The organism is Enterococcus sp. AZ119, assembly GCF_050546175.1.
GTDB lineage: Bacteria > Bacillota > Bacilli > Lactobacillales > Enterococcaceae > Enterococcus > Enterococcus faecalis.
On record NZ_CP172951.1, the window covers coordinates 2,558,527 to 2,584,002 of the forward strand.

General features: G+C 40.3%; 23 protein-coding genes. 4 read left to right on the forward strand and 19 right to left on the reverse strand.

Features of this window, described 5'->3' with window-relative positions; translation table 11 throughout:
* Positions 1-1,002 (reverse strand): D-isomer specific 2-hydroxyacid dehydrogenase family protein, encoded by a 1,002-nt coding sequence (locus tag IGL37_RS12405; RefSeq protein WP_002360996.1) that lies wholly within the window; start codon positions 1,000-1,002, stop codon positions 1-3.
* Positions 1,003-1,014: 12 nt separating this feature from the next.
* Positions 1,015-1,950, reverse strand: a complete 936-nt coding sequence (gene gnd / locus IGL37_RS12410; RefSeq protein WP_002360995.1) for a phosphogluconate dehydrogenase (NAD(+)-dependent, decarboxylating) — start codon at positions 1,948-1,950, stop codon at positions 1,015-1,017.
* Between the two features lie 373 nt (positions 1,951-2,323).
* Between gnd and IGL37_RS12415 the strand changes: the two genes are divergently transcribed.
* Positions 2,324-3,211, forward strand: a complete 888-nt coding sequence (locus IGL37_RS12415; protein ID WP_002383224.1) for a MurR/RpiR family transcriptional regulator — start codon at positions 2,324-2,326, stop codon at positions 3,209-3,211.
* 258 nt (positions 3,212-3,469) lie between these two features.
* Here IGL37_RS12415 and IGL37_RS12420 read toward each other — a convergent pair whose 3' ends face one another.
* From IGL37_RS12420 to yfmF, 7 genes are all read right to left on the reverse strand, one after another.
* Complete coding sequence (locus IGL37_RS12420) at positions 3,470-5,254, reverse strand: ABC transporter ATP-binding protein (protein ID WP_033918106.1); 1,785 nt, start codon at positions 5,252-5,254, stop codon at positions 3,470-3,472.
* Positions 5,254-5,853, reverse strand: coding sequence for a MarR family winged helix-turn-helix transcriptional regulator (locus IGL37_RS12425; protein ID WP_002359022.1), 600 nt, complete (start codon positions 5,851-5,853; stop codon positions 5,254-5,256). The genes IGL37_RS12420 and IGL37_RS12425 overlap by 1 nt, the downstream gene beginning before the upstream one ends.
* Positions 5,854-6,100: 247 nt before the next feature.
* Entirely contained in the window at positions 6,101-6,679 is a 579-nt protein-coding gene (pgsA, locus tag IGL37_RS12430) for a CDP-diacylglycerol--glycerol-3-phosphate 3-phosphatidyltransferase (RefSeq protein ID WP_002365382.1), read from the reverse strand.
* A gap of 98 nt (positions 6,680-6,777) precedes the next feature.
* Entirely contained in the window at positions 6,778-6,990 is a 213-nt protein-coding gene (locus IGL37_RS12435) for a hypothetical protein (protein WP_002410649.1), read from the reverse strand.
* Positions 6,991-7,114: 124 nt separating this feature from the next.
* Positions 7,115-7,981, reverse strand: coding sequence for a RodZ domain-containing protein (locus IGL37_RS12440; RefSeq protein WP_002359020.1), 867 nt, complete (start codon positions 7,979-7,981; stop codon positions 7,115-7,117).
* A gap of 167 nt (positions 7,982-8,148) precedes the next feature.
* Entirely contained in the window at positions 8,149-9,453 is a 1,305-nt protein-coding gene (yfmH, locus tag IGL37_RS12445) for an EF-P 5-aminopentanol modification-associated protein YfmH (protein ID WP_002354885.1), read from the reverse strand.
* The gene (yfmF, locus tag IGL37_RS12450; RefSeq protein WP_002354884.1) at positions 9,446-10,714 is read right to left on the reverse strand and encodes an EF-P 5-aminopentanol modification-associated protein YfmF; all 1,269 of its coding nucleotides are present in this window, start codon (positions 10,712-10,714) and stop codon (positions 9,446-9,448) included. Before yfmF ends, yfmH begins: the two co-directional genes overlap by 8 nt.
* A gap of 208 nt (positions 10,715-10,922) precedes the next feature.
* On the opposite strand from yfmF, the gene mscL reads away from it, so the two are divergent.
* Positions 10,923-11,372, forward strand: coding sequence for a large conductance mechanosensitive channel protein MscL (gene mscL / locus IGL37_RS12455; RefSeq protein WP_002354883.1), 450 nt, complete (start codon positions 10,923-10,925; stop codon positions 11,370-11,372).
* Positions 11,373-11,412: 40 nt separating this feature from the next.
* On the opposite strand, the gene IGL37_RS12460 is transcribed toward mscL, so the two are convergent.
* Together IGL37_RS12460 and treR are read right to left on the reverse strand one after the other, a co-directional pair.
* Positions 11,413-12,123 (reverse strand): WxL domain-containing protein, encoded by a 711-nt coding sequence (locus IGL37_RS12460; RefSeq protein WP_033918107.1) that lies wholly within the window; start codon positions 12,121-12,123, stop codon positions 11,413-11,415.
* Positions 12,124-12,518: 395 nt separating this feature from the next.
* Positions 12,519-13,232, reverse strand: a complete 714-nt coding sequence (gene treR / locus IGL37_RS12465; protein ID WP_002354877.1) for a trehalose operon repressor — start codon at positions 13,230-13,232, stop codon at positions 12,519-12,521.
* A gap of 261 nt (positions 13,233-13,493) precedes the next feature.
* Here treR and IGL37_RS12470 point away from each other — a divergent pair, with 261 nt between their 5' ends.
* Together IGL37_RS12470 and pgmB are read left to right on the forward strand one after the other, a co-directional pair.
* Positions 13,494-16,238 carry a glycoside hydrolase family 65 protein gene (locus IGL37_RS12470; RefSeq protein ID WP_002406717.1) on the forward strand — a complete coding sequence of 915 codons (2,745 nt, stop codon included), beginning with the start codon at positions 13,494-13,496 and terminating at the stop codon, positions 16,236-16,238.
* Between the two features lie 14 nt (positions 16,239-16,252).
* Positions 16,253-16,903, forward strand: a complete 651-nt coding sequence (pgmB, locus tag IGL37_RS12475) for a beta-phosphoglucomutase (protein WP_002354875.1) — start codon at positions 16,253-16,255, stop codon at positions 16,901-16,903.
* A 369-nt stretch (positions 16,904-17,272) separates the two neighbouring features.
* On the opposite strand, the gene pepG1 (IGL37_RS12480) is transcribed toward pgmB, so the two are convergent.
* The 8 genes from pepG1 (IGL37_RS12480) to IGL37_RS12515 all read right to left on the reverse strand — a co-directional run bounded on the left by pepG1 (IGL37_RS12480) (position 17,273) and on the right by IGL37_RS12515 (position 25,426).
* Positions 17,273-17,416 carry a type I toxin-antitoxin system toxin PepG1 gene (pepG1, locus tag IGL37_RS12480; protein ID WP_002392696.1) on the reverse strand — a complete coding sequence of 48 codons (144 nt, stop codon included), beginning with the start codon at positions 17,414-17,416 and terminating at the stop codon, positions 17,273-17,275.
* 231 nt (positions 17,417-17,647) lie between these two features.
* Positions 17,648-17,791 carry a type I toxin-antitoxin system toxin PepG1 gene (gene pepG1, locus IGL37_RS12485; RefSeq protein ID WP_002392696.1) on the reverse strand — a complete coding sequence of 48 codons (144 nt, stop codon included), beginning with the start codon at positions 17,789-17,791 and terminating at the stop codon, positions 17,648-17,650.
* Positions 17,792-18,021: 230 nt separating this feature from the next.
* Positions 18,022-18,993, reverse strand: a complete 972-nt coding sequence (locus tag IGL37_RS12490) for a ribose-phosphate diphosphokinase (protein ID WP_002381060.1) — start codon at positions 18,991-18,993, stop codon at positions 18,022-18,024.
* Between the two features lie 174 nt (positions 18,994-19,167).
* Positions 19,168-19,602, reverse strand: a complete 435-nt coding sequence (msrB, locus tag IGL37_RS12495) for a peptide-methionine (R)-S-oxide reductase MsrB (protein ID WP_033918108.1) — start codon at positions 19,600-19,602, stop codon at positions 19,168-19,170.
* Between the two features lie 132 nt (positions 19,603-19,734).
* Positions 19,735-20,289: a Maf family protein gene (locus IGL37_RS12500; RefSeq protein WP_002396824.1), complete on the reverse strand. Its 555-nt coding sequence runs from the start codon at positions 20,287-20,289 to the stop codon at positions 19,735-19,737.
* Between the two features lie 24 nt (positions 20,290-20,313).
* Positions 20,314-22,446 carry a DNA mismatch repair endonuclease MutL gene (gene mutL / locus IGL37_RS12505; protein WP_033918109.1) on the reverse strand — a complete coding sequence of 711 codons (2,133 nt, stop codon included), beginning with the start codon at positions 22,444-22,446 and terminating at the stop codon, positions 20,314-20,316.
* Between the two features lie 31 nt (positions 22,447-22,477).
* Complete coding sequence (mutS, locus tag IGL37_RS12510) at positions 22,478-25,054, reverse strand: DNA mismatch repair protein MutS (RefSeq protein WP_002380978.1); 2,577 nt, start codon at positions 25,052-25,054, stop codon at positions 22,478-22,480.
* Complete coding sequence (locus IGL37_RS12515) at positions 25,055-25,426, reverse strand: RicAFT regulatory complex protein RicA family protein (protein WP_002354866.1); 372 nt, start codon at positions 25,424-25,426, stop codon at positions 25,055-25,057.
* Positions 25,427-25,476: the final 50 nt, after the last annotated feature.

A 25,476-nucleotide genomic window follows, 5' to 3' on the forward strand; every position in this document is an offset into this window, starting at 1 on the left:
TTAACTAACGTAACGACTGACTTCTTGCACTGCCCGTTGAGGTAAAATACCTTGCACCACGTCTTCCACATCTTGCACGCATTTTTCTCCCATCGCTTGCAGGCATTCCATGGTATAAGCGGAGGTGTGCGGCGTCATTACTACATTTTCAAACGCAAGATAAGGATGATTTTTCCGACCTGGTTCCTCTTCTAAAACATCTGTCCCAAGCCCAGCAATTTTGCCCGATTCTAAGCCGGCAATCATGGCTTCTTCATCAATCAAGGCGCCTCGTGCGCTATTGGAAAGATAGACGCCGTCTTTCATCTTGGCAATTTCCGCCGAGCCAATCATGTGATAACTTTCTTCAGTTAAATTGGCACATAAACAAATGATGTCAGCTGAAGCTAGCAACGTATCTAAGTCTACTTTTTTGGCTCCATAACTTTGCAGATAAGTGGCGGATTTATAGGGATCATACGCTAACACGTCACAGCGAAATCCGTTTCGTAACGTCTCCACGACACAACTTCCTGTGTTCCCAACACCAATGACACCCACAGTTTTGTTAAATAATGTCCGACCGACAAAATTCGCTCGTTTTTCCCATTGATCTGCTTTAACGCTGGCATCTGCAGCCACAGTTTGCCGTAAAACAGCTAGTAAATTTGTGACATTGTTTTCCGCCACGGCATCTCGTTCTACTAAAGCTGGGATGATGGAAACAATTGTCTCGTGCTGTTTTGCAGCGTCTAAATCGATGTTGTTATACCCAATACCATGGCGAGAAATCAGCAATAATTCATCTTTATGTTCAAAAAATTCTTTCGTGAAAAATGGCGTCACGCTAGCAATAATAATCGTATATCCTTGTAAACGTTCCGCTAACTCTTTGCCACCAATTTCACTGTCGACTGTAAAATGCTTCACGGTGCCTATTTTTTCTAAGCGCGTCAAGTGTTCAGGAAAAATTTGACCAAAACTACTGGAATTCACTATGGCAATTTTTTGTTTTTTTAACATGACTAAACTCCTTTACTGACTTTTTACGACTTCATGCCCGCCAAATCCTTGTCGCAAAGAAGCGACCACTTTGTTTGAAAAATGATTTGCTAGCATACTTTCATTTCGAGTAAATAAGGACAACGCCGTAGTTGGGACGGGCATCTCCAAACGCAATGCTTCTTCAATCATCCATTTGGCTTCGCCATTTGCTGCAACTTTCCCTTCTAAATTGGCTAACGTAGGATTTTCCGCAAAAACCTCTTTCGCTAAGCCCATCAAGCGAGCTTCAATAATCGAGCCGTGATTCCACACATCGGCTACTTTCTCCAACGCAAAATCATATTCGGCAGCTTCTAATAAATTGAATCCTTCGCCCATGGCTTGCATCATGACGTACTCAATCCCGTTGTGCACCATTTTCAAATAGTGACCAGCTCCTGATTTCCCAGCATAAAGATACCCTTGTTCACAAGCTAAATCTTCAAAAAATGGGGTTAACACCTTGACGGCTTCAGGCGCACCGCCAACCATTAAACACGCTCCTTCCCGCGCTCCTTTGATGCCACCAGAAGTACCACAATCAATAAAATAAATTCCTTTTTCCTCAGCAAGCTGAGCATTCGCAACACTATCATGAAAATTTGAATTGCCACTATCCACAATGATATCCTCTGGTGCTAATTGCTCTACCAATTCTGCCACTAATTGATTGGTAATCTGACCAGCGGGGGTACTTAAAAAAATCACCTTCCTTTTATTAAGCGCTTTCAATAATTCCGGCAACGAATCTACAACGGAAAGACCCTGTTCTCTAGCAGTCGCTCTTGCTTCTTTTGTCACATCAAAGCCAATAATGGGCCAGCCTTGTTCGTGAACATTTAATGCCATGTTCAAACCCATTTTCCCAAGTCCAATAAAGCCAATGTCCATTTTTCTTTCACCTGCCTCTTTTGATACTTCAATCATAAAGGATAAAAAAAATAATGTAAACGATTACACTAATTAAAAAATATTTTTTATTTTTTAGCAAAAATCTTGCCTACTCAAAAGGTAAAACGTTTTTATTTTTAAGGAGCTTTCATACAAAAAACACAAGTAAATCTCTTGGTATCACGTTCTTTTTACTGGCTACTTTCTTTAATTGATTGAAGGATTTTCAAGACCCCCTCATTTTTCAGAAAAAAGATTATTTATTTTTTTTGGCTTTTTTTAAAGAATTTCTTTTTTGTGGAGAAAAAGAGAAATTGTATTTGTCCTCTTTTTCCACTATAATCAGTCTATACCAACAATGAAAAGGCATTCATTCTATTTTAAAAAATAAGATTGGAGGAACGTGTTAATGAAAAACCACTATTTGGATCAACGGATTCGGATCAAAAAACCGAATTTGAGCCTCACAGAAAAGAAAATTTCCGATTACTTTGTTCATTCTGAATCATTATTGACACAAATGACGTTAGAAAGTCTGGCCAACGAAATTGGCGTCTCCCAATCTTCCGTGTATCAATTTGTAAAAAAGATTGGCTATTCTGGGTTCCAAGAATTTAAAATTGATATCGCCAGGAATTCTAATTATCAGCCGACTTTTCAAAACGTCAATAGCGTGAATGGCGCCGATGATATTTCACCAGATGATGATAGTATTACGATTGCTAAAAAAGTCTTACAAGCCAATATTTATTCCCTCAGTAACGCCACACAGTTCTTAACAAAAGAGCTGTTAGATAACGTGTTGGCTTTGATGTACTCTGCCAAAACGCTTCACTTTTTTGGGCAAGGCGGCTCCTCGATTGTGGCTTTTGATAGTTTCCATAAATTCATTCGGACCAACTATCGGTGCAACTACATTTTTGATTACCACATGCAGTTAAGTTTTGTCACAAAATTAACCAGTGAAGATTGCGTGTTTATTTTTTCCCATTCAGGCAAAACCAAAGAATCAATCAACCTAGCACGACAAGTTAAAAAAACCAACGCAAAAATGATTACGTTAACTGGTAACAGCGGTTCAGAGTTGGCAGGCTTGTCCGACGAAGCAATTATTGTCGTCACCGAAGAAGGCTTGTTTCGTGCGGAATCCTTGGCTTCACGGATTAGTTACTTAACGGTAATGGATATTTTATACACAAATACGATGTATCACAATTTTGATCAAAATGCCGATTCCTTGAAAAAAATCCGCGACAACATTAGCACGACTAAGACCGATCCGCATTACTTGTCGTAAAGATCTGAATGGTGCTTGTTTTTGTAATATCGGTCCTCGCAAATTGGTTTTATACCGTGACTCTACATTTTATGAAGCAAGTGAACTATCATGGAGGTATTTAAAAAGCGACCAATTTTTTGGTCGCTTTTTATCTTGTGGGTAAAAATAAGTTAGAAAAAAGAACTTGGGGGTTATGTCCAAGTTCTTTCTAAATCTTAAGACAATTAGTTAAATGCATGTGTTGTCTTAGCTTCATTTTAAGTTTGCTTATTTCGTTCATTCCGTTACTTTAAATTGTTCGGATACATATTTAGCGTAAGTTTTATGTTTACTTACTAGCTCATCATGTTTTCCTGAACCAGTTACTTTCCCTTTTTCAACAAAGTAAATGCTATCCGCATCAACAATTGTCGACAATCTATGGGCAATAACCAATGTTGTTCGGCCCTTCATTAAATTGGACAATGCCTCTTGAACCTTCATCTCAGATTCTGAATCTAGGCTAGCAGTAGCTTCATCTAACATTAGAATCTTGGGATTCCGCAAGAATGCACGAGCAATTGCAATACGCTGTCTTTGCCCTCCAGAAATTTTAACGCCACGTTCACCGACTTCCGTATTCAATTTATCTGGCATTTCTTCTACAAATTTTCGCGCATATGCTAGTTCCAAGACATCCCATAGTTGTCCATCTGAGAAGTTTTCTTCTAAGCCATACGTTAGATTATCTCTGATTGTCCCTGCCATAATCGCAGAATCCTGTGATACAAAGCCGATTTGACGACGATAATCTGATAATTTGATATCTTTTATGTCAATATCTCCAAATTTAATTTGTCCTTCTGTAGGTTCATAAAACCTTTCAATTAAACTAAAAATCGTCGATTTCCCGCCACCTGATGGGCCTGCAAAAGCAATTACTTGGTTTGGCTGAGCAGTAAAAGAAATGTCTGTTAAGATAGGTTCCTCTGGTGCATCTTCATAAGAAAATTTTACATTTTTAACTGATAAAGTCTTTTCCGATAAATCAATATCTTGTCCACTTTCAAAGTCTTCAGGTTCTCTAGATAACAATTCTTGCACTCGTCGCGTTGATCCTGCTGCTTTAGCTACTTCAGAAAATAACGTCGCAATGATTGGCATGGCACCAATAAGATTAAATAGATACATTAAGAAACTCATCAATGTTCCGATTGTCATCACACCAATGGCAATTCGATGCATCCCATATGCTAATAGCCCAAATACCATGCTCATAAAGACCATCATCATAATTGGTTGCATAGATGCATCAAATATTGCTTCTTTTTTCCCTACATTAAATAACCGATCCACTTCATTTGCAGCACGAACCTGCGCCTGAGATTCAGCATTAGAAGTTTTGACTAAACGAATTTCACTCAACGTTTCAGTAGCAAGTCCGTTAAATTGACTCATAGCATCTTGGCGAATGTGACTAACTTTTGAACCAAATGCCATTACTGGAATCATACAAAGGATTACAACAGGAACAGCAATTACCATAGCAAGCGACATATGCCAATCCATTTTAATCATCATATATACCGTACCAATAACTGTAATCACACTGGCAACTGTTTGAGGAAAAGTAACGGCTAACAATTGCTTAACTTGATTAGTATCATTTACGACCCGGCTGGATATTTCACCCGCTTTAACAGAGTCAAAATAAGAAACTTTTAGAATAGTTAATTTATTCCATAAGCGTTTACGCATATTTTGGATGACATTTTCACCAAAAATACCTAAAATTGTCCCTCCTAATGCAGAAACGAGTGCTGAAAATATAAATAATCCAACAACTTTACCTAATAAACTATAATCTACTCCCTTTTGAAAATTATTGACTAAACTTGAAGCAAGTTTTGGAACGTACACTTGGATACTAGAAGAAATCACAAGAAATATCATCCCAATGCCAAGCAGTAAATAGTTAGGCTCTGTCATCTTGATTAAGCCTAAAAATTCTTTAAACGAAAATTTTGTTTTATCTGCTCGGATAGAATCATGACTATTTTTGCCGCCTCCACCTACTGCCATTATCTTCTCCGACCTCTCTTCCATCCTTCAAAGCCACCGTATTCACCATTGAATTCACCAAATCTACCAAAGCCATCATGTCCCATCATCTGTTCTCTAGCTCTACCATATCTAGCTGATATTTTTCTGAAATGTTCCCAATTTTTATCGTCGCCAAAAATTGTTTCAATTTTATCTAAAAATTCTTCACTAGAAATATTCTTTTCTATACGTTCTAAATAATTATTTAAAGACTCTAGTTCCTCCTCTGAAAAGCCCTTAAACATTTCTTCATTAAATCCATTGGAAATATTTCCTTGAGTACTTAAACTTTCTCGTCCCTTATCGGTCAATACAACGAATGTGACCCGAGCATCTGATTCATTTTTGACTCGTTTAACTGCTTTAACAGACTCTAATTTTTTTATGATTTGTGTCACACTAGAAGGTTTTATATCTAAATATTCAGCGATTCTTCCAGCTGTTACATTTTCTTCAGAAGCAAGCAATTTTAACGTTTCAAAAGTGTTATCTGGTTTCTCCTCTATGCTAGAAGCAAAGATTAAGTAAGGTTGTTGAGCAATTTTTAATAGTTTATTTAAAATATCTGTTTTTTTCATAATTTCCTCCAAAAAATTTATTTAGTTTATATATAATCTAACGAACTAAATAGTAATCTATTTAGTTTACTTTGTCAACAACAAACTAATTATTTGTATGTAGATATAACCAAAATGAAAAATAGCATACAGAAACTGCCGATTTGTTTTATCGATTCATCTGTTCCTCTACTTAAAAATCTATTTGCCAATTCAATCATGAATACTAAAAAACGCTTGGCACAAGCCAAGCGTTTTGATTCTCTCTTTACATCGAACCTTTAAAAACATCTTTATTCTTAGCAAAATAATCAACACCAGAGTAAATGGTGAAAATCAAGCAGGCATATAGCATGATTTGATCTAGTGGTAGATGGAGTGCTGAAAATGGAATGTTGTTAATGAATAGTAAAATAATTGCAACCATTTGGGTAGCTGTTTTTACTTTTCCTGGCCAAGCTGCTGCCATTACTTCGCCATGTTCGACTAATAACAACCGTAAACCAGTTACTGCCAATTCACGACAAACAATAATTGCTACAATCCAAGCAGGTACTTTGCCTTGACCAACTAAGACGATAAAAGCGGTCATCACTAGCATTTTGTCCGCTAATGGGTCCGCAAATTTTCCGAAGTTCGTCACCAAGCCTTGTGCACGGGCAATTTTGCCATCCAACCAGTCTGTAAAACTAGCAACTGCAAAAATAATCGCGCCCACTAATTGGGTAACGGCTAACGTTGTGTCGCCAAAACTAATCGTTCCCCAGTCCATCGGCACCGACACAATAATAATAAAAATCGGAATCATAAATATTCTTAAAACTGTTAATTTATTTGGTAAATTCACTTCAATTGCCCCTTCCTTCTCCTGTTCTATTTTACGTTATCTTGCTGGCAGTGTCACGAAAAAAAGAAAAGAATCTGGAATAATTGCCGTTTGACCGTTTATTCAGAAATATTCTTGCCTTTTTTTAGAAAGAGCTGGTAATAGCCTAAACTTAAATTAATCATTCCAATCAATGTGATACTGTCTAAAAATTTAGAACCATAGATAAAGTAGAAATACAGTTGTAAGCCAACAATCAAGAAGCCCATGACCAACAGAGCGATTGAAAATATGGTGATAAGATTAAATTTTTTATTAACTATTTTAAGCATTGATAACCCCTTCTCTCTTGAATTATTATTGTCGTCTTTTTAACCATTCGCTGTTAATTATAAAAGAAAAGAATCTGGAATAATTGCCGTTTGACAGTTTATCCAGATTCTTCTTACACCATTTCTAACGATACGTAATCCCTAATGTAACATCCTTACGAATTAAAACTGGCGTTTTTTCCAGTGTTAAATCGGCGCCATCGACTTGAATGGCGACGTTATTTGAGGCGCCTAGAATCAGTGTTGCATTGGCGGCATTCGCAGGTAAAGCTGTTGTTTGGGTCTCTCCTGCTTGCAGGGTGTGTTGGTACGTATAGTTGCCATCGACCATCACGCCAATCCAGCAAGAGCCTTCAGTGCCTTTAAAGGTAATGTTGATTGGACTATTCGCATCTTTAACCGTTGCAGTCACTTGATTGTTAGCATCGCTCACCACAGCCACAGCTGTTTTCTTCTCTGGTTCGCTTGAAGAAGACGGCGGTGTACTACTTTGTGTGCTACTTTCTGGGGCTTGACTTGATTCTTTGGGTTTTTCCACACTGGCACTAGTTGCCGGTGTTTGAATAATCGGTTCGGCTTTTTGATCTTGCCACATAATGTACAGCACTACGACCGCAATGGCTAAACCAATTAACGAAAAGGCAATGGCTGGTAAGTTCCGCAGTAACCAACTGGATTGCTTTTCTTCGTCATGCAATTGCTTACGTGATCCTTCAAGCTCTTCATACACTGGCTTGGGTTCTTCGACAATTGCTGGTTCTTTGCCATCATAGATATCTACCAATTGATTGCCATCTAAGCCGACCGCACTTGCATATTGGCGGATAAACGCCCGCACATAAAAGGTGCCTGGTAAGGACTCAAAATCGTTTTGTTCAATAATTTCTAAATATCTTTTTTGAATTTTTGTCATTTGTTGCAGTTCATCAATTGAGATGTTCTTCTGCAATCTTGCTTCTTTTAGTGTTTCTCCAATATTTACGCTGGCCACTCGTCCATCTTCTCCAGTCTATTTTGTTAATTTATCGATTGTCTCATCAGTCTTTTTCAATTGCCAAGGAAAACATTCCCGTCCTTTAAGAATACCACAAAAGAAGCCAACTGAGGATAACAAAATTGAAAGATTTCAAAGATTTTTCTTTTTCTTAAACAGTTGGTTTATTGCTCGGTTTCTCCTTTAGGATACATATAGAAACGGCTCAATCCTTCTTCACGAATCAAGGTCTCTGCTACTTGGCGGACGTCGGCTAATTGAATACTTTCAATGACTTCAATCTTATCAAACAGCGTGGTTTCCCCAAACAATGATTGTGAAAATTGGTTAGCGATATACTCTAAAGAGTTTAAGGATTGGAAATATTTACCAATCATTTTTTTCTTCAATAAGGACAAATTTTCTTCCGTTAATTCTGGACTTGTTGTGGCAGATAATAAAATAGCTTCAATTCGTTCTGCTAAGACTTCTGGTTGCTCACTATCGCCGCCAATATCCGCAAAATGGAAACTGCGATCTAAATTAAAGTCATAACTAAAACTATCATCTAACAAGCCTTCATCATAAAGAGCCAAATAGTTTTGAGAGGTATTACCAAACAATAATTGTAACAACAAGTTCACGGTGACTTGATATTTCATTAAGTCACGACCCGTTGTTGGCACTTCATCTAAGCCTTTCAAGCCAACAAGCACTTTTGCCCGTGTGACTGCCATTTCAATGGCGCTCTCTTTGACAATGTCAGCAGCTGTTTCTTCAGGGAAATGCCGACGAATAGGTTGGGCGGCAGGAAACTCTTTCGCCGCTTGATTTTCACGAATGAAGGCCATTAACGCTTCAGGGTCCATTTTCCCTACCACGAATAAGGTCATATTACTTGGATGATAAAACGTATTGTAACATGTATACAAATCCTCTGCGGTAATCTCCGCAATACTTGCCACTGTACCGGCAATATCAATATGCAATGGATGTTTCGGATAAAGGTTGCCTAAAATCCCAAAGAACAAGCGCCAGTTAGGATCATCTAAATACATTTGAATTTCTTGTCCAATGATGCCTTTTTCTTTTTCGACCGTTTCCTTCGTGAAATACGGCGATTGCACAAAATCAAGCAACGTTTCTAGATTTTGTGTCACTTGATCCGTCGTTGAAAACAAATAACTCGTCTTCGTAAAACTGGTAAAGGCATTCGCTGAAGCCCCTTGTTGCCCAAATTTTTGGAAGACATCGCCATCTTCTTTTTCAAACATTTTATGTTCTAAAAAGTGGGCGATTCCGTCAGGTACTTCAATCATTTCCTCTTGACCAATTGGCACGAACGTGTTGTCAATGGAACCATAATCGGTCGTAAACAAGCCATACGTTTTTTGGAAATCATTTTTCGGTAATAGGTAAACCTTTAACCCATTCGCCAGTGTTTCTGTATACAATGTTTCTTTAATTTGTGCATAGTCTTTTTTAATCATTTTCCGTTTCTCCTTCCAAAAAGAAGATCGCTTGAAGTTCCAAGCGTTTGGCCACTTCTTGGATTTCTGAAATGGTCACGGCATTAATCCGTGCAATCCATTCCTCCGCCGTCAGCATCGTCTGCGGCATTAATTCGTTCAAGTATTCTTTTTCCAGCCACGCGCCTGCATTATCTAACGCTAAGATATACTGATTTTTTAGCATTGCTTTCGTTTGTTCAATTTCTAATTCGCTAATCTTACCTAAGCGAATATTTTCCAATTCTGTCGAAATCAAACGCAAGACCTGATTCCGATTTTTGCCATCGATCCCTGTTTGAACCGTCATGAAGCCACGGAAAGTGTCGATACTACTAGAAGCATAATACGCTAAATGCTCTTTTTCACGGACATTCATAAATAATTTAGAATGCGGGAAACCGCCAAAAATCCCATTAAACACTTGCAACGCAAAATAATAGCTATCGCCATAATAAATATCCGTGTTGTAAGCCAAGTTTAATTTCGATTGGGCTAGCACCTCACGCTCGGTCCGCTCTTCAATCACGTTGCGAATTGGTTGATTGTAGAAAATCGCGGCTTTGCCTTCTTCACGAGGCGTAAACGGTAATTGCTTGAATAATGGCACTAGCTCCGCCTCATTAACATCACCTAAAACAAAAATATCCACTTGATCTTCCGCCAGCATTTTTTGATAATATGCCGCTAATGACGCCGCAGTTTCCTCAGCTAACGCCGCAACGGTCCCGAAACTAGGGATTTTTTGATCCTCCGATTGATTAAAATAGACACTTTGAAGCGCCAAAGAAGCATAGGTTTGCTTATCCTCCACAATACTTTCCAAGTACGCTTTCAAGTTCTCTTTCTCCCGTTGGAAGGTTTCCGCTTCGAATTGACCTGCTTGAATATTGGGGGCAAAAATAATTTCCTTCAAAAAGTCCACCGCTTCGGCGAGAACCTGACTATCCTGTAAATAATGATCATTGACAATGTTCATAGAAATATTAAACCAATGTTGATTGCCTTTTTTGGAAACGCCAATCCCGAAGCTGGCGCCGTAAAGTTCCGCCAAACGCTCACTTAATTTGACTTGATTCGGGTAATTCAAGCTGTTGGTTTCCATCAAACTGGACAACAGCGTTCTTTTTGTAATGGTTTCATGATTTAATCGTGTATTAAAGCGGACTAAAAGACGCACCGTTTTATATTTTTCTGTAGGAATGACGTGTAAATTCACGCCTTTAACTAATTGAACAGACATTGCCGCATCGCTCCTTCATTTGCTTCATCTTACCTAAAGAATGCTGTGAAATATATGTATCGCGTAAATTCTAAAGCATTTTTTAATGTTTTTTCCAATAGCTCCATTATAACACAGCTTCAGGTGCTTTCTGAATGATAAGAGTTTTTCAGTTCAAATTTTCAAGAAGATTCGGTATACTGTTTTTAAAGTGAGGAGGGAAAAAAGAATGATTAAAGAATTTAAAGAGTTTATCATGCGCGGGAGTGTCTTAGACCTAGCCGTCGGTGTTGTCATTGGTAGTGCGTTTACAGCGATTGTGACACAAGTGGTGGAAGGCTTGATTACCCCGTTAATTAGTCTGATTTTTGTCTTGACGACTGGGAAAAAGAGTGCCGACGATGCATTGGGTGCCCTTGTTTATAAAGTCGAAGGCGTTGAATTCAATATTGGTAGCGTGATTAGTGCACTTATTACATTTTTAATTACGGCCTTCGTCCTCTTCTTGATTGTCAAAGCGGCCAACAAAATGAAAAACCGCGGCAAAAAAGAAGAAGCGGCAGAAGAAGAAGTGGTACCAACGAGCGAAGATTACTTAAAAGAAATTCGCGACTTATTAGCGGCGCAAACACCGCCTGCTGAAACTGTCAAAACAGACAGCACCTTCACAGAGAAATAAGCAAAAAGTCATCCTGAGGGGATGACTTTTTTGTTTTGCCTTAGATTGATGGTCCTGCGACGAGGTTCCAAGTGATGTTACCTGTGTAAGCGCCTTTTTTAAGTTCTTGCATTGGTGTAGTAATATTTAAAGAAACAGCATTAAAGCGACCTGCCCAAGTGCCCTGACCTTTACCGACAGAGGCAGTCATTAATGTGGTCGCCTCACCACCAATTTTCATGTTTGTGCCAACAGAACTGGGAGCCGCTGGATTATTAGCAATATTCACGCCATTTTGAGTTTCAACAGCAGCATAATATCCTGAGTCTGGGGTAGCAAGCGGTAAATACTCGGCATAATAAGTTGCTAACTCAAAGTTGATGTTCCCTTCTAATTTATCTGAACCATTACTCATTGCTGTTATCTCTCCTGTCACATGCCAACCTTCTTTAGTACCTCGTAAGTCTCCAACCATAACACTTCTACTCTGTTCACCAGGAAGTAAATTAATATTAGATAAATCATCGCCAATCTTCATAGAAGAAAAATTCAAACTTTTCGGAATTGCTAATAAATCAAAATCCGTATTCGAAGTACTGGGATCGGGGTCTACATTTCTAATCTCGCTATCATGGTCCAACAATACGCCCGCCCCAAACTCCACCTGCACCGGCGTATTCCCTGTCGTCACTGCCTGTGCTGAAAGGGGAGCCAAACTTGCGCCAACTACAGCGCTACCAACCAATAAACTTGCCATTATTTTCTTTTTCATATGTACATCTCCTTTAACATCTTGAATTTCCAGTGCGCCCTAGTTGTTTCTTTGGCGCTGCTGAAGCTATGGCTTTATTATACAAGATTCCCCCTTGTCTGTGATTTTAAATATTGAACAGTTCTTGCAAAAAAACAACATTTCCTTTAAAAGCAACGTTTTCCCTTAGTTTAAAGGCTTTTTTTCAACACTTATTGATATTTTTGACTGTTATTTAATGTTTTTTCTAAGAAAATACTTTAATAAACAACGAGAAAACGTCATAAAGTAGAGGTCAAACTCTAACTTTGTGACGTTTTCTCCTAAAATCTTATACATTTATTCGCAGATGCAGCAAAAAACCCGTAATTTTTTATTTAATGACAGCCGTTTTTATATTTGTTCGTCACTAAGACTTACAATTTACGGCGACGGGCGAATTCCACAAACTTAAATTTATTTAAGCGGTGACGAGATTCCGTATAGCCAAAACAGCGGGTATCTTCCAAGTTCATGATACTACGAACCACGACGACATGATTGCCTTCCACTTCACCAATCAGCTGCTTGTCCATCTCTGTGAGCGGTTCCACGGTAATTTCTTTCTGGGCATAACTAATCGCCAAGCCAAGGTCGTTTTCCAGATAATCGAAAATCGAATCTTCGGCACGGTGCTTCGGCAGTTCTGGGACAATCTCTTTAATCAAGTAATCAATATCTAAAATATCGACTTCCCCTTCAATCTCCCGTTGCCGAACTAAGCGCCACACAGGGGCCCCTTCCGTCCAACCAGTCAACTGAGCCAAGTTGCGCTCCACAGGAATTTCTTCTAAGGAAACCACATGCGTATGACTTTCAATATGTTGCGTTTGTTGTAACTCCTTGTAACTGGTCACCCCTGAAATAGGAAAATTAAACTTTTTAAAGTTGAGCACAATCGAGCCTTTGCCTTGTTTTTTCTGAATGTAGCCAGCGTTAATCAGTAAATTCAAGGCTTTCCGAATTGTTTCACGGGAAACATTGTAGGTTTCCACTAATTGATTTTCACTAGGTAATAAATCGCCTGGCTGATAGTCGCCTTGGACAATTTGTTGTTCTAATTCTAAAAATATGTCATGAAACTTGTTCATGCCGATCCTCCTCTACCAACAATTTCTTTTCTAAAAGCATAGCATATTCCCTCCGAAAAACCTAGAGCTGGTAAGAAAAATCCCCCGCACTTTCTGCCTTACTTACGCCACAAACTCCCCCAGCCAAACCACTGCTTGACCGCCTTTTTTTCGGACCCAGCGCAGTCGGTTGCTGCCCCCTTCTGGAAAAGTTTTCCCAAGAATCTAGGGAAAATCCTTGTAATTCTGATTCGTTCATACTATACTGTAGTCAAACGAAACATGTCTATACAAGTTCACAAGGAGGCGCCAAACATGACCATTTTAGAATTAACATTCGCAACGAACCAACTAACGACGACTTTTTTTAACCATAAATTGGAACCGCTTCATCAAAAAACATTCCCTTTTGAAGCTTTGACTATCGAAGAAACGGTTCCTGAACTGTGCCAATTGATTGTGGCAGAGGCTGCGCCGATTCTGGGGGGGATTGTGGCTGATTTCCCAGAGGACTTCTTTTCGCCAGAGGAAACGTTGGCGCTGGTTCCGCAAGCGGTGATTCAAGCATTCGCGGAACAGTTGAACACGCCACTTTTAACGGCAGCCGAACAAGCGGCGGCACCGAATCTGCTGGCAGCATTTGAAGAAAAACGGCAGTATTTGGCTTGGCATTTGGACTATTATGGCTACGTGCCTGGGAAAAATGAATATGCGGTGGAGTCCCTGTTAACTGTCGGCAATGGCTTTTTAGGCTTGCGCGGCACGACACCTGAGATGACGATTTCTGATGATCATTATCCAGCGACCTACATTGCGGGGCTTTATAATACAGCGGCTTCGGAAGTTGCGGGTCAAGTAGTGGAAAATGAAGATTTCGTCAATGCTCCTGACAACCAACACATCGCTTTAAAAATTGGCGATGCCACTGACTGGTTAACGATTTCCCCAGACACGCTACAACAATTACACCGTCAATTGAACTTGAAAACGGGGTTGTTTGTTGCAGAAATGATTTTGAAAGATGCGGACAATCAGCAAATTAAATTAACGACGAAAAAAATCGCCAACATGGCACAGCCGAATGACTATCATCTGCAATATACGTTTGAGCCGTTAAACTTTTCAGCCCCAATTACTTTGAAAACCGTCACTGATGGCAGTGTCTACAACTATAACGTGGCGCGGTATCGCAACTTAACAGCCAAACATTTTCAGGTGACAGCATTAAGCGCGCAGGAAAACAAAACCGTGATTGAGGTTTGTACCAATCAATCCAACTTAAGCGTCCGAGAAACGGCCTTGATAACCGGTGATTTTTTTGAAAAAGAGGCCATTATGATTCAAGAAGAAGCGGAAAAAATCGCCCAAGTGGTGACCGTGATGGCGCACCAAGGCACGCGCTATACGCTAGAAAAACAAGTCTTTGTGCAAGCCAGCCACGCCGAACAAAGTTGGCAGGTACCGTTTACGCCGAGGGACTCTTTTGCGGCCGCCGCTCAGGAAAGCGCCCGCGCTTGGCAAACCCTTTGGCAACAAGCCAACATTACCGTGACAGGCGATTTGATGTCTCAAAAACTTTTACGGATTCACAGTTATCACTTGCTGGCTTCGGCTTCGCCTTTTAGTAACCAAGCGCAAGCATTGGACGTCTCGATTACCGCCCGAGGCTTGCATGGTGAAGCGTATCGTGGACATATTTTCTGGGATGAAATTTTTATTTTACCTTTTTATATTCAACATTATCCTGACACAGCGAAACAATTGTTGCTGTATCGCTACCACCGATTAGAGAAGGCGAAGGAAAATGCGGCGGCCAGCCAGTATCGTGGCGCAATGTATCCGTGGCAATCAGGACGTGATGGGCGTGAAACCACGCAAAAACTTCACTTAAATCCGTTGAATGGACATTGGGGCGAGGATCATAGCATTCTGCAACGACATGTGTCCTTAGCGATTGCTTACAATGCTTGGTTGTATTGGCATAGTACACAGGATCATGAATTTATGAAACAATATGGCGGCGAAATGTTGTTAGAAATCGCTCAATTTTGGAACAGCGCTGCGACGTTAGATGACGCAACAGGACGGTTCTTTATTGATAAAGTGATGGGACCTGATGAGTTTCACGAGGGCTATCCAGACCAAGCGGAAAGCGGCTTGAAAAACAACGCCTATACGAATTTGATGGTGGTTTGGCTATTCGAAGAATTAACCAACATTTTGGCACTTTTCTCTGAGGAAGAACAGGCACAACTTTTTGCCAAAACGCAGACCTCTTCGGCTGATCTAGCCCGCATGCAGCAAATTCAAAATTCACTGGAAATTGAAGTTAATTCTGACGGCATTATTGCGCAATATGAAGGGTATTTCGGCTTAAAAGAGATTGACTGGGCGGCGATGAAAGAGAAATACGGCAATATTTACCGCATGGATCGAATTTTAAAAGCCGAAGGAGAATCCCCCGATGATTACAAAGTGGCGAAACAAGCCGACACGTTAATGTTGTTCTACAACTTAGACAAAACTCGGGTGGATCAAATTTTAGAAGATTTAGGGTATCAATTGCCTGCGGATTATTTGGAAAAAAATCTTTTGTATTATCTAAAACGGACGTCTCATGGTTCGACTTTGTCACGAATTGTTCATGCCCAATTGGCAGAAATGGCGCAATTCCATGAGCTATCTTGGCAACTTTATCAAGAAGCGTTGTATTCCGATTATCGTGACATTCAAGGTGGCACGACCGCTGAAGGGATTCATACAGGGGTCATGGCTGCGACGATCCACGTTACTTTAGCGACGTATGCAGGCGTTGACACGCGCCAGAACGAGTTATCAATTTGTCCAAACTTACCTGAACATTGGCAAGCGCTGGCGTTCCAGTTTATTCATCAAGGCGTGACGTATCAATTTTCATTAACACAAACCAGTGTCACGATTACAGCAGATAAAGACACACAATTATTGGTTCAGGGCGCGTTGATTCCGTTAACCGCCGAACGACCAAAAGAAGTACATTATCAATAAAGGAGCGAACCACAATGACGATTGGATTTATTTTTGATTTGGATGGTGTCATTACAGACACCGCCAAATTTCATTATCAAGCTTGGAAAGCGTTGGCCGATTCGCTAGGCATTTCCATTGACGAAACCTTCAACGAAACATTAAAAGGCATTAGTCGGATGGATTCCTTGGACCGCATTTTAGCTCATGGCCACCGTGAAAATGCGTTTACTCCAGCAGAAAAAGAAGCCTTAGCTCAGCAAAAAAATGACCACTACGTTCAATTATTAGAACATTTAACGACAGAAGATGTTTTACCTGGTGTCGTGCCATTGCTACAGCAAGCCCAAGCACGTCACATTCCCTGTGCCGTGGCTTCGGCTTCAAAAAACGCGCCCCTGATTTTGGAAAAATTAGGCGTGCGCGCGTACTTCGCCACAATTGTCGATCCCGACTCGTTAAGCAAAGGCAAACCTGATCCTGAAATCTTTTTAGCCGCCGCTGACAGTATTGGCGTGCTACCGCAAAACGCCATTGGCTTTGAAGATGCACAATCAGGCATTGACGGCTTGAAAGCCGCGGGCATCTATGCCGTCGGCTTGTCGGCCAGCCAACCCTTAATCGGAGCCGACATGCAAGTCTCTGAAATGACTGAACTAAGCGTTGATGCACTGCTCAATCGCTAAAGAAGGACAAGAACCTTTAGCAGCAAGCACCTCTTTTCATCTACATTGTATCTATGCTAGAATGTAAATGAAAAGAGAGAGATGCGTCAACATACCTCTCTAGTGTAGAGCCGTTTGAGACGGTGACCTTTTGGATTAATTAAAAATAACCGTACTTGATCAAAGTTGACGGTTATTTTTTATTGTCATTTTTAACAGCTTTTATAATTTCACGGATTAACGCTAAATTTATTCGTACTTTTCGGGAAAATGTGCTATAATGAAAACGAAAAGAGAGATATGCGTCAACATACCTCTCTGATGTAGAGCCGTTTAAGACGGTGACCGATTTTGTTACAAAAAATAACCGCACTCGATCAAAGTAAACGGTTATTTTTTATTGTCATTTTTAAGCAATTTCACAATCAGCGCAATCAAAGCAATGGTAAACATACCAAACCCTAGGATCGTCTGAATTGTTTCATATGCTGACAACAGGCCTCTCCTTTCTGTAAATTTTGGAAGTACGCTCATACGCACCACCTCACTTTCAGATTAGATAGCCACCGTGTTAACTTCTCTACACTTAGATTATACCATGCAAAACTAAAAAATAATTAGTTTCAAATATATTTTTTTAGGGAAATGTGCTATAATGAAAACGAAAAGAGAGATATGCTTCAACATACCTCTCTGATGTAGAGCCGTTTAAGACGGTGACCGATTGTATTATTTAAAAATAACCGTACTGGTCAAAGTAGACGGTTATTTTTTATTGTCATTTTTAAGCAATTTCACAATCAGTGCAATCAAAGCAATGGTAAACATACCAAACCCTAGGATCGTCTGAATTGTTTCATATGCTGACAAAAGGCCTCTCCTTTCCGTAAATTTTGGAAGTACGCTCATACGCACCACCTCACCGAAAGAGGAAAGTCTCTGCTCCTACGCTTCTCACTTTGTTGCGATGCTCGTCGCAAAGCGCATGTTCCTTTGCGCTTGCCTCCGCCTTAACTACTCTACACTTATCGTATATCATGAATGCCTAATAAATATTCAGGTTACAATATATTTTTAGATAAAATGATTTAGAGAAAAACCCGCCCACATCAGAAAAATGATGTGGGCGGGTTTTATAATTATTTATTTTTTGTTTCAAATAACGGACTAACTGGTTTGTTTTCGTGGATACGTTTAATCGCATCTCCGATTAATTCACCAACGCTGACTTCGTCAATTTTAGCAATTTTACGATCATCAGATAGGTAAATAGAGTCTGTTACAACTAAGCGTTCAATTGCTGAATCTTCAATACGTTGTAAGGCTGGTCCTGATAAAACGGGATGTGTACAAGAAGCGTAAACGTCTTTTGCTCCGGCTTCTTTCAATGCGTTTGCAGCAAGAGAAATTGTCCCCGCTGTGTCAATCATGTCATCAATTAAGACACATGTTTTGCCTTCCACATGACCAATGATATTCATTACTTCTGCTACGTTCGCTTTTGGACGACGTTTGTCAATGATCGCAATTGGTGCTTTTAAGAATTCTGCCAATTTACGCGCACGCGTTACACCACCATGGTCAGGGGAAACAACAACGACGTCATCGCCTTGAATGCCGTGTTCGATGAAGTAATCGGCAATTAATGGTGCACCCATCAAATGATCCACTGGAATATCAAAGAATCCTTGAATTTGGACCGCATGTAAGTCCAATGTCAACATTCTTGTTGCACCAGCTTTTTCAATCATGTTTGCAACAAGTTTAGCAGTGATTGGTTCCCGGGCACGTGCTTTACGGTCTTGACGTGCATACCCATAATAAGGCATAACCACGTTAATTGTTTTAGCACTCGCACGTTTTAACGCATCAATCATGATTAATAGTTCCATTAAGTTATCGTTAACAGGGCTACTTGTTGATTGAATGACGTAAACATGTGCACCACGAATACTTTCTTCAATATTCACTTGAATTTCGCCATCACTAAATTGTGTTACAGAGCACTTTCCTAGCTCCACACCCACAGCATCCGCAATTTTTTCTGCTAAGGGACGATTAGAGTTCAAAGAAAAGATTTTCAATCTTGGATCAAAATAATGTTTCGACATTAGAACCTCCACTTTCTATTTCAGCCAATTCGTTAAAACTGAACAATACTTTCCTTCTAAAATAATAGTAGTCCTAGCCAAATAAATCAAGAGATTTTCTGTATTTCATACAAGATATTCATCAAAAGTCGCTTTCTTCTAACTATTTTATCGTATTTGTCTAAAAAATGAGGATTATTTGAATAAAGAAAGGTACTCGCCATAGCCTTCTTTTTCTAAATCTGCCACTGGCACAAATCTCAAAGCTGCCGCATTAATGCAATAACGTAAGCCGCCTTCTTGGAGTGGGCCATCAGTGAAAACATGCCCTAAATGTGAATCCGCTTCTTGACTGCGAACTTCTACTCGGTGCATGCCGTGACTAAAATCAGCTTTTTCTTTGACGCCACGTTTTTCAATTGGTTTGGTAAAGGATGGCCAGCCGCAACCAGCATCGTATTTGTCCAGGGAGCTAAACAACGGTTCGCCACTAACAATGTCTACATAGATTCCGTCTTGGTAAAAGTCATCATATTCTCCTGAAAAAGGGCGTTCTGTTGCGTTTTCTTGTGTGACGGCATATTGAAGATCCGTCAAGGTTTGTTTTAATTCTTCTGTTGGTTTTGTCATTCTGTCCACTCCTTTTCTTCTGTTCAATTTATTGGGTTCAATGATACCACGTTTGCCAAACAGGCACCTAATAGTTTGCATAGTAAAAGACAGTCCTTTCTCTTTTTGACGAATGAAAAGGACTGTCTTTTATTAGTTGAATTCTTTTAGTAGTCGAGCTACTTTGGCAATTGGTAAACCCATAATGGCGTAATAATCGCCAGCGATTGCTTCAATTAGTAATGCTCCTTGTCCTTGGATACCATAAGCGCCTGCTTTGTCGGCATATTCTGCGGTGTCTAAGTACGCATGGATTTCCGTGTCTGTCAGTGGATAAAACGTCACGGTTGAATGAACTGTCGCGGAGCGCTCTTTTTCCCCTTGTTTCAACGTCACACTTGTATACACGTCATGTGTTTTGCCACTTAGGAGGCGCAACATGCGATAACCGTCTTCCCGAGAAGTCGGTTTGCCGAGGATTTCTCCCGCCAATGCCACAATTGTATCGCAGCCAATGACTAGTGCTTCGGGGGATTGTTCTGCTATAGCCGCTGCTTTTTGGGTAGCCATTTGCGCCACATATTCTGCTGGTAAGCCGTCTTTGCCAACAGTTTCATCGATGTCGGCTGGTGCAATCGTAAAAGTTGGAACCACACGCTTTAATAACTCCTGACGGCGAGGAGATTGGGATGCTAAAATAATTTGCATAAATTGATGACGCCTCGTTTCTTTTTAATGGGGGTCTTGAATGCGTTTAAACATTCGTTCCATATCTGAATTCGTAAAATGAATCAGCACCGGACGTCCATGTGGACAATTAAACGGATTTTCGCACAAGGCTAAATCTTTTAATAGCACGCGTGCTTGTTGCTCATTGAGGTAATGATTGGCTTTGATGGATCGCTTACAGCTCATCATAATGGCAGTTGCTTCACGGAATTTTTTCACGCTGACCGAGCCAGTTGTTAGCAACATGTCAATCATCTCGCGAACAATGCTTTCCTCTTCGCCTGCAGGATACCAAGTTGGGTGCGCCCGCACAATGAAACTATTTTGTCCAAAGTCTTCCAAATGGATGCCAACTTCCGCAAGGGTTTCTTTCTGCTCTTTAATTTTCAAGGCATCGCTATTTGGATAATCAATAACGATTGGTACCAATAGTTCTTGTAAATCATCACTGACTTCGCCAATTTTTTCACGGAAGTACTCGTATTTAATTCGTTCTTGGGCAGCGTGTTGGTCGATAATAAACAGGCCATCTTTGCTTTGTGCGAATAAATAAGTTCCGTGCATTTGACCGAAGTATTCTAGCTCAGGAAAACGCTCTGTCGGTCGTTCTTCTTCCAACTTGTTCAGGGCTTGTTTCAGTTCTCTTTGACTCGCAGCGCTATTGGCATCGAATTCTGGGTGAAGTTTCATTTTTTCTTGGAAAACCTCGTCAGCAGCCTCTGATGAACGCAGAGAAGGTTCTGAATCAGATACTTCAGTTATTTTCGTTTCTTCGGCTATTATCTGTTGCTCATTACTAGCTGTTTCCCAATGATTTGCGGAATCAGCAGCTGCCGAAGAGGTTTCGTAAGCTGACGTTTCTTCCGCTACACTCGTTGATTCTGGCACTGGCGGCGCAAATGGATCGTCCATTGGGTCCACTGCTCTTTCTGTCTGGTTGACAGCTTCAGGGGCGCTTGAGGCTGGTGTTTCGTCTGTCGCATGTTCCGCATAGAAGCGACCCGTTGCGGGATTATAGCTTAAGCTGCCCGGTCGTTGTTTTACCGCAGGTTGTTCAGTCGATAAAGGAATTTCCATTTGTTCGGCTTTAGGTTCTGGCGGTAGTTTCTTTTTAAAACGCAAATTGTCTGCCGCATTGGGAATCAACTGTTCTTGGCTCAACACTTCTTGAATCGCCTGTTCAATTAATGTCATTAAATCTTTTTCTTTACTTAAACGAACTTCTTGCTTAGTAGGATGGACATTGACATCGACTAACAGCGGATCCATTTCAATTTCTAACACAGCAATTGGAAAACGCCCCACCATTAGTTTCGAACCATAGCCGGCTACAATTGCTTTATTTAACGCGAAATTTTTAATATAACGACCATTGATAATCGTTGATAAATAGTTGCGGCTGGCCCGTGTGACTTCTGGCAATGAAACATACCCTGTCAAAGTAAAATCAAGGTCTTTTCCTTCAATTTTCAACATTTTCTTTGCGGTACTAATGCCATAAATCCCGGCAATCGTTTGTTTTAAATCACCATTGCCTGTTGTACTCATCATTTTGTGGCCGTCATGAACTAAGCGAAAAGCGACTTTAGGGTGGCTTAACGCCAGACGATTGACAATGTCACCGATATTGGCCAATTCCGTTTGGATCGTTTTGACGTATTTCAAACGAGCAGGCGTATTATAAAATAAATTAGAAACGGTCATTTTTGTGCCTTTACGGAGGGCTGCTGGTCGGTTTTCTTCGACCTTGCCCCCTTTTAGAATCACATAGCTGCCTTCTTCTTCCTCAGCTGTGGCAGTTTCGACAATCATTTCAGAAACTGAGGCAATACTTGGTAAGGCTTCGCCTCGGAACCCCAAGCTGCGAATTCGGAACAAATCATCTCTTGTATGAATTTTGCTTGTGGCATGGCGTTTGAAGGCATTCAGTACATCTTCTTTGGCAATTCCTTCACCATTATCAATAATTTGAATGGTTTTCAAGCCAGCTTCTTCAATAAAAATATCAATTTGGGTGCTTCCTGCATCCAGTGCATTTTCCACCAATTCTTTGACGACAGAAGCGGGACGTTCAACAACTTCACCAGCAGCAATCTGGTTGGCTAGTTGTTCGGATAGTTCTTGAATTTTCCCCATTTCACGACCTCCTAACCGGTTTGGTTCCTAATTAGATACGTTTTTGCAATTGATGAAGCATGTTTAACGCATCTAGTGGTGTCATTTCTAATAGATTCATTTTCTTCAATGTGTCAATGACACTTAATTCTTCTGTTGAAACTTCTTTAAATAATGAAAGTTGCTCGGTTTCTTCATGGACTTCTGAAACTTCTTCATGATGAACTGAACTTGGAATCGTTGTTTCTTCCGCTTCTAAAGCGGATAAAATGGTGGCTGCTCGTTCTAAAAGCGGGCTTGGTAAACCAGCGATTTTAGCAACATGTATCCCATAGCTCTTATCAGCAGGTCCTTCCATCATTTTATGAAGAAAGACCACTTCGCCATCTTTTTCGACAGCGCCCACGTGAATATTCTTCAAGCCTTTTAAGGTTTCATCTAGAACAGTTAGTTCATGATAATGTGTAGAGAATAGCGTTTTAGCTTGTACTTCACGATGGATATATTCAATGATGGCTTGCGCTAGCGCCATTCCATCATAGGTTGCCGTGCCGCGTCCTAATTCATCAAATAAAATTAGGCTGTTAGGTGTGGCGTGCCGCAGTGCTTGGTTGGCTTCCATCATTTCTACCATAAAGGTACTTTGCCCTGCAATTAGATCATCAGAGGCCCCAATCCGTGTAAAAATTTGATCGAAAATTGGCATTTCAGCACTTTCCGCTGGTACAAAACAGCCAATTTGCGCCATGACCACCGTCAAAGCCAATTGACGCATGTAGGTACTTTTCCCTGACATGTTTGGTCCAGTAATCAAGAGAATATCTGTTTCTGGGTTCATGCGGATACTGTTTGGAATGTATTCTTGATGCCCTAAAACTTTTTCCACGACTGGGTGTCGTCCTTCGACAATCGCCAAATTTTTCGTGTTACTTCTTAACGTTGGTCGAACGTATTGATACCGTTCACTAATTGTTGCAAAAGATTGTAAAACATCAACCGCACTAATGGTTTTAGCCAGTGTTTGCAACCGATCAATGTTCGTTTTCACTTGTTCTCTCACGGCCAAGAACAATTGATATTCTAGTTCAACTGATTTTTCTTCGGCTTCTAAGATTAAACGTTCTAATTCTTTTAGCTCTGGCGTAATAAAGCGCTCCGCATTGGCTAATGTTTGCTTACGCTCGTATTTTCCTTCTTCTAAATTCGCTAAATTTGACTTAGTGATTTCAATGAAATAACCAAAGACCCGATTGTAACCAATCTTCAAGTTTTTAATCCCTGTTTCTTGGCGTTCTTTCGCTTCTAACTCCGCTAACCATTGCTTACCATTGCGCATGGCATCACGGTATTCATCTAATTGGTCGTTATAGCCGTCCTTAATAACGTTTCCTTCAGTAATTTGTAAAGGGGCTTCTTCATTAATCGCCGTCGCAATCAATTCCACTAAATCTTCAACGGGGTTTAAGTCGACTAACAAATCATCCCATTCCCCTTGATTGATCCCGACAATTAACTGTCGAATCGTTGGTACTTGTTCTAAAGAGGTCCGTAATTGAATTAAATCACGCCCATTCACACTGCCGAATGCCACGCGTCCTGCTAACCGCTCTAAATCATACACGTTCGTCAATGCTGCTTGCAAATCCAAGCGTTCAAAATAGGAATTTAATAAGGATTGCACCATTTCTTGACGCGTCTTAATTTGACGTTCCTGAATCAGTGGACGATCCAACCATTGTTTCAACAAACGGCCGCCCATAGCTGTTTTCGTTTCATCTAATAGCCACAAAAGAGTCCCTTTTTTCTGTCCTGTTCGAATCGACTGACTCAATTCTAAATTGAATTTAGAATAATGATCCATTTTCAAGAAATGATCTGGCTGATATTCCACAGCTTTCTGAATATGGGACAAGCTCCGCTTTTGGGTAACGGATAAATAAGATAATAACTTGCCTGTAATTTCAATTTCTAATGGATTAATCAGTTCATTGGTTAAAAAACTAAACTCGGCATTTTCTTCCACCGTTTCTTGTGTCGAAAAGATGATGTTTAAACGTAAACTTAAGTTCTCTTTTAACGATTCAGGAATCCCTGAACCTAGGACCATTTCTTTTGTTTGCAACGCAGAAGCTTCGTTTAAAACGCCCTCTTCATCAGCCAAGACTGCTGTTTTTAATTCGCCTGTACTCAAATCTACATAGGCAAAACCGAACTGATTACCATCTGTTAGCACAGCGGTTAAGTAATTATTGTCTTTGGCTTCCAAGCCTTTACTATTCATCACCGTTCCTGGCGTTACCAACTGGACCACTTCTCGTTTGACCATGCCCTTGGTAGTCTTTGGATCTTCCACTTGCTCACAAATCGCTACTTTATAGCCTTGCTCAATCAACGTATCAATGTAGCCTTGCGCGGCATGATAAGGAACGCCACACATAGGAATCGGATCATCCGCATTGCGGTTACGACTGGTTAACGTCAATTCTAAGATTTGCGCTGCATTGATAGCATCTTCATAAAATAATTCATAAAAATCACCTAAGCGATAAAATAAAAACGCATCCTTGTATTGGGCCTTAATGGATAAATATTGTTCCATCATGGGTGTATTTTTTGTCTTTTGTGGCATTTAATTCCCTTCCTTCTCTAGCTCTTCGTTCACGCGGTATTGAATGAGCGCCGTGACATGTTGGACTAAGTCATTGGCTTCGATCAGTTGTTCGCGGTAGGCTACAACGAGTGGGTGCTCATCAAATTCTTTTGTTTTCGCATCAGCTCGTTGAATGGCTTCTTTTTCAGCAGTTGGTTTGCCATAGTGAGCAAATTGAACCGCATCTTTTTGCGCAGCTTTAATTTCTTCCACTAATTCTGTCAGCTTTTTGTTTTTCTTTACCTTTTCTTCAATCGCTTGGTAGCGCTGAATGACTTCATCTTGTCCAATTAAATGTAACAATTTTTCTAATTCTTTATTACTTTGTGCATCTAAATTCAACGGCTCCATTTTTTCACCTTCATCTTTCACCGGCACTTTTTCTATAAGAGCAGAAAAAG